The following is a 7,272-nucleotide window of genomic DNA, read 5'->3' as shown; positions in this document are numbered from 1 at the left end:
AGGAGCCGGTTCTGATTGCTCTGCACCTATTGAAGTAATATTTACCGCCACTGATGAGTGTGGTAATCAATCTTCGGTAACTGCAACCTATGCAATTGAGGATACTACTGCTCCAAACATTACTACAGATGCTGCTGATGAAACAGTGGAGTGTGATGGAAGTGGAAATGCAACTGAACTTCAAGCCTGGTTGGACAATAATGGAGGAGCTATTGCTGAGGATGATTGTTCTGTAATTACATGGACCAATGACTTCAACGCCTTATCAGATGAATGTGGTGCTACCGGTTCAGTAACGGTAACCTTTACTGCTACTGACGGTTGTGGTAACTTCTCGGAAACTACGGCCACTTTCACTATCGAAGACACTATTGATCCATCGTTCAACGAAACACTCCCTGTTGATGTAACGGTTGAGTGTGATGGAGTACCAACTGCTGAAATACTTACTGCTAATGACGCGTGTAGCGCTGCTATAGTAACATACGATGAAGTTAGAACTGACGGCTCTTGTCCTTCCAGTTATATATTAACCAGAACATGGACCGCTACAGATGAGTGTGGTAACGACACTGTACATGTTCAAACAATTACAGTAGAGGATACTACAGCTCCTGTGTTTGTGGAAACACTTCCAGCTGATGCAACGGTAGAATGTGATGCAGTTCCTGTAGCTGAAACTTTAACAGCTACCGATAACTGTGGTGATGCGGTTGTGACTTATGAGGAGGTGAGAACTGAGGGGAATTGTGTTTCTAATTACACTTTAAACAGGACATGGACTGCTACTGATGAATGTGGCCTTGAAACTGAGCATGTACAAATCATCACTGTTCAAGACACCACAGCACCAACTGCATCCAACCCCACGCCTGTTACCGTTGAATGTTTCTCTGATGTACCGGATCCGGATGTATCAGTAGTGACGGATGCAGCTGATAACTGTGCTTCGGTTCCGACTGTAGTATTTGTGAGCGATGTTTCTGACGGTGGTGCATGTCCTCAAGTAATTACAAGAACTTATAGTGTTTCTGATGATTGCGGTAATACCACCGAAGTAACTCAAACGATCACGGTGGAAGACACAACCCTACCGACCTTTACGGTTCCGGGAGATGTAACGCTTGAATGTGATGTGGATGTAACAGACTTATCAATCACTGGCGATGTAACGGATGAGGCTGATAATTGTTCAACAGACCTGGAAGCTACATTTAGTGACTCGATTGAAGAAGGAGAATGTGCAGGTGAAAGTATGATTACCAGAACATGGACCCTTGTTGATGACTGTGGTAATACAGCTACTGACATCCAGATTATCACCTTAATGGATACCACGGCACCAGTGCCAACGGTAACTATCGATAGCCAACTGGATGTAACTTGTGATGCCATTCCGGTAGCTCCTGAAGTTGACTTTACAGATGCATGTGGTGAAGTAGTAGATGTACAGTTTGAAGAGAGCAGTACAAAAGAAGACAATGTCGTTGCTGACTATACCATCACCAGAACATGGACCGTTACTGACAGCTGTAATAACACTGCTGAATACGTACAGGTGGTGAATGTAGCTGTTAATGAAACGCGTTCCGCTCTTCGAGAAATCGAGTTCTGTGTGGAAGATGCCGAAGTCGACCTGGAACAATACCTGGAAGATGGTGTTGCCCGTGGAGGTAGATGGACCATTAAAGAAGGACTAATCAATCTTATCGGATCAGTAATTCGACCTTCAGAAACCGAATTAGGGGTTTATACGGTTGAATACACAGAAACTGTAAATGATTGTCCACAGGTACGAGAATTCAGAATCACAGTTCACGATGAATGTGTTGTATTACCATGTGGACAAGATGATATTGTTGTATCGAAGGTTATTACTCCTAATAACGATGTACATAATCAATACTTTGAAGTAAATGGTGCAACAGATTGCGGATTTACTACCAATGTCAAGATCTTTAACCGTTGGGGTACTGTTGTCTACGAGTCAGACAACTATCAGAATAACTGGGATGGAACCACTACCAGCAGTGCTGTAGGTAGCTCCAGGACAGTGCCAGCGGGTACCTACTACTATGTGGTAGAATTAGAAAACAGTGGATTAAAACCTATTACCGGCTACATATATGTTGGTACTAAATAAAAAACTCTTGACTCATGAAAACATTTAGAAATATTATATACGTTATAGCAATTTTCTGCGGGACCCAAGCATTCTCGCAACAGTTGCCACAGTTTACACAATATATGTTTAACACAATCTCTATCAACCCTGCTTATGCAGGGAGTAGAGGTGGGTTTAGTGTTGTTGGGCTACATAGATCTCAATGGGCCGGGTTCGAAGGTGGCCCTTCAACGCAAACCGTATCGGTACATACTCCTTTAAAAAATGAAAAGGTAGGACTAGGATTTTCATTTATTAACGATAACCTGGGATATGAAAACACCAGCTATTTTTACGGGGACTTCTCCTATTCTATTCAATTGAGTGCCGCTACGAGATTAGCATTTGGATTAAAAGGAGGTATGACACATTACACCTTGGATGATGCATTATTAACAGATCCTAGTGTAGCAAACGATCCTTTTTTTACGGAATTCTCTAATCGCTGGACTCCAAATATCGGGGTTGGAACCTATTTACACAACGAACGTTGGTACGTAGGTATATCAGCTCCTAGAATATTAAACAATGACTACAATGACGGTGAAGCCGCCGGCGTTGATTATGTTGCCCTGGAGCGTGTAAGTTACTATGGAATTGCTGGGTATGTATTTGATTTAAACACAAATGTAAAATTTAAGCCTTCAATGCTGGTTAAAGCAACCAATGGTGCACCCTTATCACTAGATGCTACTGCTAACTTTTTATTCAATGAAAAGCTATGGTTAGGAGCTGCCTATCGATTCGATTCATTTAACACCTTTGGAGCCATTGTTGATTTTCAGATATCGGATAAGTTTCGTTTAGGATATGCTTACGAATTACCGGTATCAGGAATAAGGCCTTATACCTCAGGAACTCATGAATTTTTATTAATTTATGAGTTTAAAACGAAAAACTGTAAATGTCCTAGATACTTCTAAAAGCCTTGTAATATGATGAAATTAAGACTTCTTATAATATGTTTTCTGACTTCCATAAGTTTCTATGGACAGAAAAAGTTTGTAGCAGACAAATATTTTAATGACCTCTCGTATGTAAAAGCAGCAGAGCTATATGAAGAGGTAGTAAGGGATGGTGATTCTACACCTGAAACTTTATACAAATTGGCCGATTGCTATTATAACAATTCAGAATCAGAAAAGGCTGCTAAATGGTATGAAGTTGCCTTAAAAGAAGACAAGAAATATGACAAGAAACCTGAGTATGTCTATAAATACATTCAAACACAGCGAAGTACTGGCAATTATGAAAATGCAAACGACTGGTTAAAAATATTTAATGACATTACTGAGAATGATAGTCGTACTCAACAACTGCAGGGTAATCTAGCAAACTATTTTAAAGATTACGCTAAAACGGAAGGGGTTTATGTACGAACTCAAAACCTTCCAATAAATACAGCAGATTATGACTTCGGTGCTTATGCTGTTGGCGATAAGCTTTATTATTCAAGCGGACAACCGAATGGTAAGACATACGGATGGAACGGACAACCCTTCCTGGACATCTATCAGGCAGATGTTAACAGCAATGGTGATGCAATTACGGTTACTGGTATAGAAGAGCTGAAGGCTAAAAAGGTTAATACTCCTTACCATGAAGCCAATATTGCAATTTCTCAAGATGGACAAACCCTTTACTTTACACGTAACAATGTAAGCAAGAACAATCGCTTAAAATCCGATCATCGTGGGGTTTCCCATTTAAAGCTCTACAAAGCTTCACTGGTAGATGGAATATGGCAAAATATTGAAGAACTACCCTTTAACGGCTCTCAATATTCAGTTGGACATCCGGCTTTAAGTCCGGATGGTAAAACTTTATTCTTTGTATCAGATAAAAAAGGTGGATTTGGACAAACTGACATTTATGCGGTTAGCATCAATGAAGATGGCAGTTTCGGTAAACCTGAAAACTTAGGTAAACATATTAACACAGAAGGGAAAGAAATGTTTCCTTTTGTAGCTAAAGACAGTACATTCTACTTTTCATCAGATGGATACCTCGGACTTGGGTTGTTAGATATCTACAAATCTGATATAATACACGATAATAGTGCTGCCGCTGAAAATATGGGAGCTCCTTATAATAGTCAATTTGATGATTTTGCCTTTTTTATGAATAATGATCTTAAAACAGGTTACCTTTCATCGAACAGACCTGGAGGAAAAGGAGGTGATGATATTTATTATTATGAAGCTTTTAATTGTACGCAACTCGTTGAGGGAATCGTTAGAGATGCAAGTACTCAACTCCCGCTGGAGGCTGAAGTATCTGTTTATGACAGTACGGGTAAATTACTCACGAAAGTCAATTCTAATGCCGAAGGCCTTTACAGTCTTCGTTTGGATTGTGACAAGCAATTCAAGATTAAAGGGACTAAACCTGATTACCGAGATACCTTGCTGGAAATAAGCACTACCAAAGAAAACGACATGGTTATCAAAGCGGACCTTGATTTGATCCCATTAATTGATAAAGACCAGATTGTATTGAATCCTATCTTCTTTAATTTTGATAAGTGGGATATACGTACCGATGCTCAATATGAGTTAGAACATATTGTGAATGTTATGAAGAATCACCCGCAAATGGTGATTAAAATAGAATCTCATACCGATAGCCGTGGTAGTAAACGTTATAACATGAAGCTCTCTCAACGCCGAGCAGATTCGACCAAAGAATATTTATTATCCAGAGGTATCGAGCAGGAACGCATTGAAAGTTCTAAAGGGTATGGCGAAAGTCAATTACTAAACGAATGTGCTGATGGAGTAAGGTGCTCGGAAGCAAAACATCAGGAAAACAGAAGATCGTACTTCTATATTGTGAAATACTATTAATCCATCCATATAGGTTTTTAAATTTAATGTCAGATGAAATGCAGTTATGGACTATAATACTTGTCCGACCAAATTTCATCTGACATTTTATTTCACTTGATCTCTATATCGATAAAAGGACATGTTTTATCGATTAAATAAAAGAGGGGTATTCCGTTAACGACAAAACGAGTCTTTTAACATTTTTTTTTGTTAATGAGTTGGGTCTAAAGTTCTTTTGTAACAAGGATAATTCCTGTTGCCCTTACTTAAACCAATTACCCTAAATATTAATGTATAGAACATTAATATTTTTTGCTAGTCCCTAAAAATATTGATTAATAGCTAGCATGGTTACTATGGGCAATTAAATAAACCATAGGCCCATGAAACATTTTTACTCGAAACTTTCGTGCCTTCCTGGCACTCTATTCACTAATCACAAATTTGTAGTTCATTCAACTATAAAGGATGGAGATCATTACGGATTATTAACCGGTAATTTCTATTATTTAAAGTTTATCACTTGTATAGATAATCGAATTGAATAAGCTCATAGTGGTCATTCGCTGATTCGCTATTCGTTATTTCATTTTTACTTGCTAAATAATCCAATTCTATGAGAAAAATTTTACTCTCACTATACACAAAGTGTGATTACTTTATAAAACTTCTTTCCTTAATATGCCTATTTTGGATGAGCATCGGTGCGGGGTATGGGCAATGTGACTCTCAGGATTTTACGGTAGGTAATTTTTACCTGGGTGATGCCGATGGTAACCCTATTAATACCTCCTGTGAACCGGGAACCACCCAAACCGCCTATATATATTCATCATTTACCAGAAATACTGCAACTGACAGGTTCACTCTCAGTATTGCTTTTAATATTATATTAAATGATGATCCAAGCACGACAACTTCTTATTCTTCTTGCCATTACGAACAAGTTGCAATACCTACATATGTCGATATACAACTAACACCAATTACATACACCTGTGGGGATAAAATTCAGGCAACAGATGTATTTGTATCCTGGGAAGCAAATGATAAGGATCCATGTGATTCTAATAATGGATTTGGAAAATGTTACTCAAACCCACCTGGGTTTGAGGTAGACGGACCCCTCATACCAAACTTTAATTTTGAAAATCCTTGTAATAGTTACAATATAAATTTTACGGATCTTACACGTGGAGGTGAAAATGATGTGGCTTATTCATATAGCTGGGATTTCGGAGATGGAAATACCTCTACACAAGCCTCTCCTTCTCATACCTATGCAGGTGCCGGGGATTATAATGTAACATTAACCGTAACCGATGCTGATGGCCGTGTGGAGAGCCAGACCTTTACCGTCACTGTTTATGAAATTGTATCAGCTACGATAGATAAAACTGATATTCTATGTTCCGGAGATACCGACGGTAGTTTAATTGTTAATGCCTCCGGAGGTGATGGAAATTACACCTATGAATGGTCAGGTCCCAACGGTTTCACTTCTACGAGTCAAAATATAAGCGGACTTGGAGAAGGAAACTATACAGTTACCGTAACCGATGGTCGAGGTTGTACTGCCGAAAGAAGTTCTTCTATCATTGTTTTAGATACTGAAGCACCAACGATAACAGCTCCTTCAGGATACTCCATAGAAGGTTGTAGTGCAACAGATGTCATTAATGGTACTACATCTCTAGCATATAGTGAAGTAGAAATCTTTATCAATGAAACACAATTTACCGCTGAGGGTGGTTCATTTATTGAAAGTAATGTTGCCAGTATTTCATATCAGGACAGCTCTACTGGTACTTGTCCAATTGTAGTTACCAGAACTTATACGATTACCGATCAGTGTGGCGAAATTGCTACGGATACGCAGGTTGTTAATATAGATGACACAACTAATCCAACTGCGTCTAACCCTGCTCCTGTTACTGTTCAGTGTATTGGTGATGTACCTGCTCCGGATATTTCAGTAGTTACCGATGAAGCAGATAACTGTACCACCAACCCTATCGTGGCCTTTGTAAGTGATGTGTCGGATGGGAATACTTGCCCGGAGGTAATCACAAGAACCTATAGCGTAACTGATGATTGTGGGAACGCTATCAACGTGACTCAAACCATTACCGTTGATGATGATATTCTTCCAACTGCGTCTAACCCTGCTCCTGTTACTGTTCAGTGTATTGGTGATGTACCTGCTCCGGATATTTCAGTAGTTACCGATGAAGCGGATAACTGTACTGCCAACCCTATCGTGGCCTTTGTAAGTGATGT

Annotated in this window: 4 protein-coding genes; all 4 read left to right on the top strand. The window is 39.3% G+C overall.

Annotated elements, in window-relative coordinates; all coding sequences use genetic code 11:
- Nucleotides 1-2,143: gliding motility-associated C-terminal domain-containing protein (locus P278_RS03240; RefSeq protein WP_038262326.1), on the top strand; the 2,143-nt coding region annotated here is incomplete at its 5' end.
- A gap of 14 nt (nt 2,144-2,157) precedes the next feature.
- Nucleotides 2,158-3,087 (top strand): PorP/SprF family type IX secretion system membrane protein, encoded by a 930-nt coding sequence (locus P278_RS03235; protein WP_038262323.1) that lies wholly within the window; start codon nt 2,158-2,160, stop codon nt 3,085-3,087.
- A gap of 12 nt (nt 3,088-3,099) precedes the next feature.
- The gene (locus P278_RS03230) at nt 3,100-5,010 is read left to right on the top strand and encodes an OmpA family protein (RefSeq protein ID WP_235444240.1); all 1,911 of its coding nucleotides are present in this window, start codon (nt 3,100-3,102) and stop codon (nt 5,008-5,010) included.
- 598 nt (nt 5,011-5,608) lie between these two features.
- A partial coding sequence (locus P278_RS03225) for a PKD domain-containing protein (protein WP_152973881.1) occupies nt 5,609-7,272 on the top strand: 1,664 nt, incomplete at its 3' end.

This window comes from Zhouia amylolytica AD3 (assembly GCF_000511935.2).
GTDB lineage: Bacteria > Bacteroidota > Bacteroidia > Flavobacteriales > Flavobacteriaceae > Zhouia > Zhouia amylolytica.
This window is presented reverse-complemented; position numbering and strand designations above follow the sequence as displayed.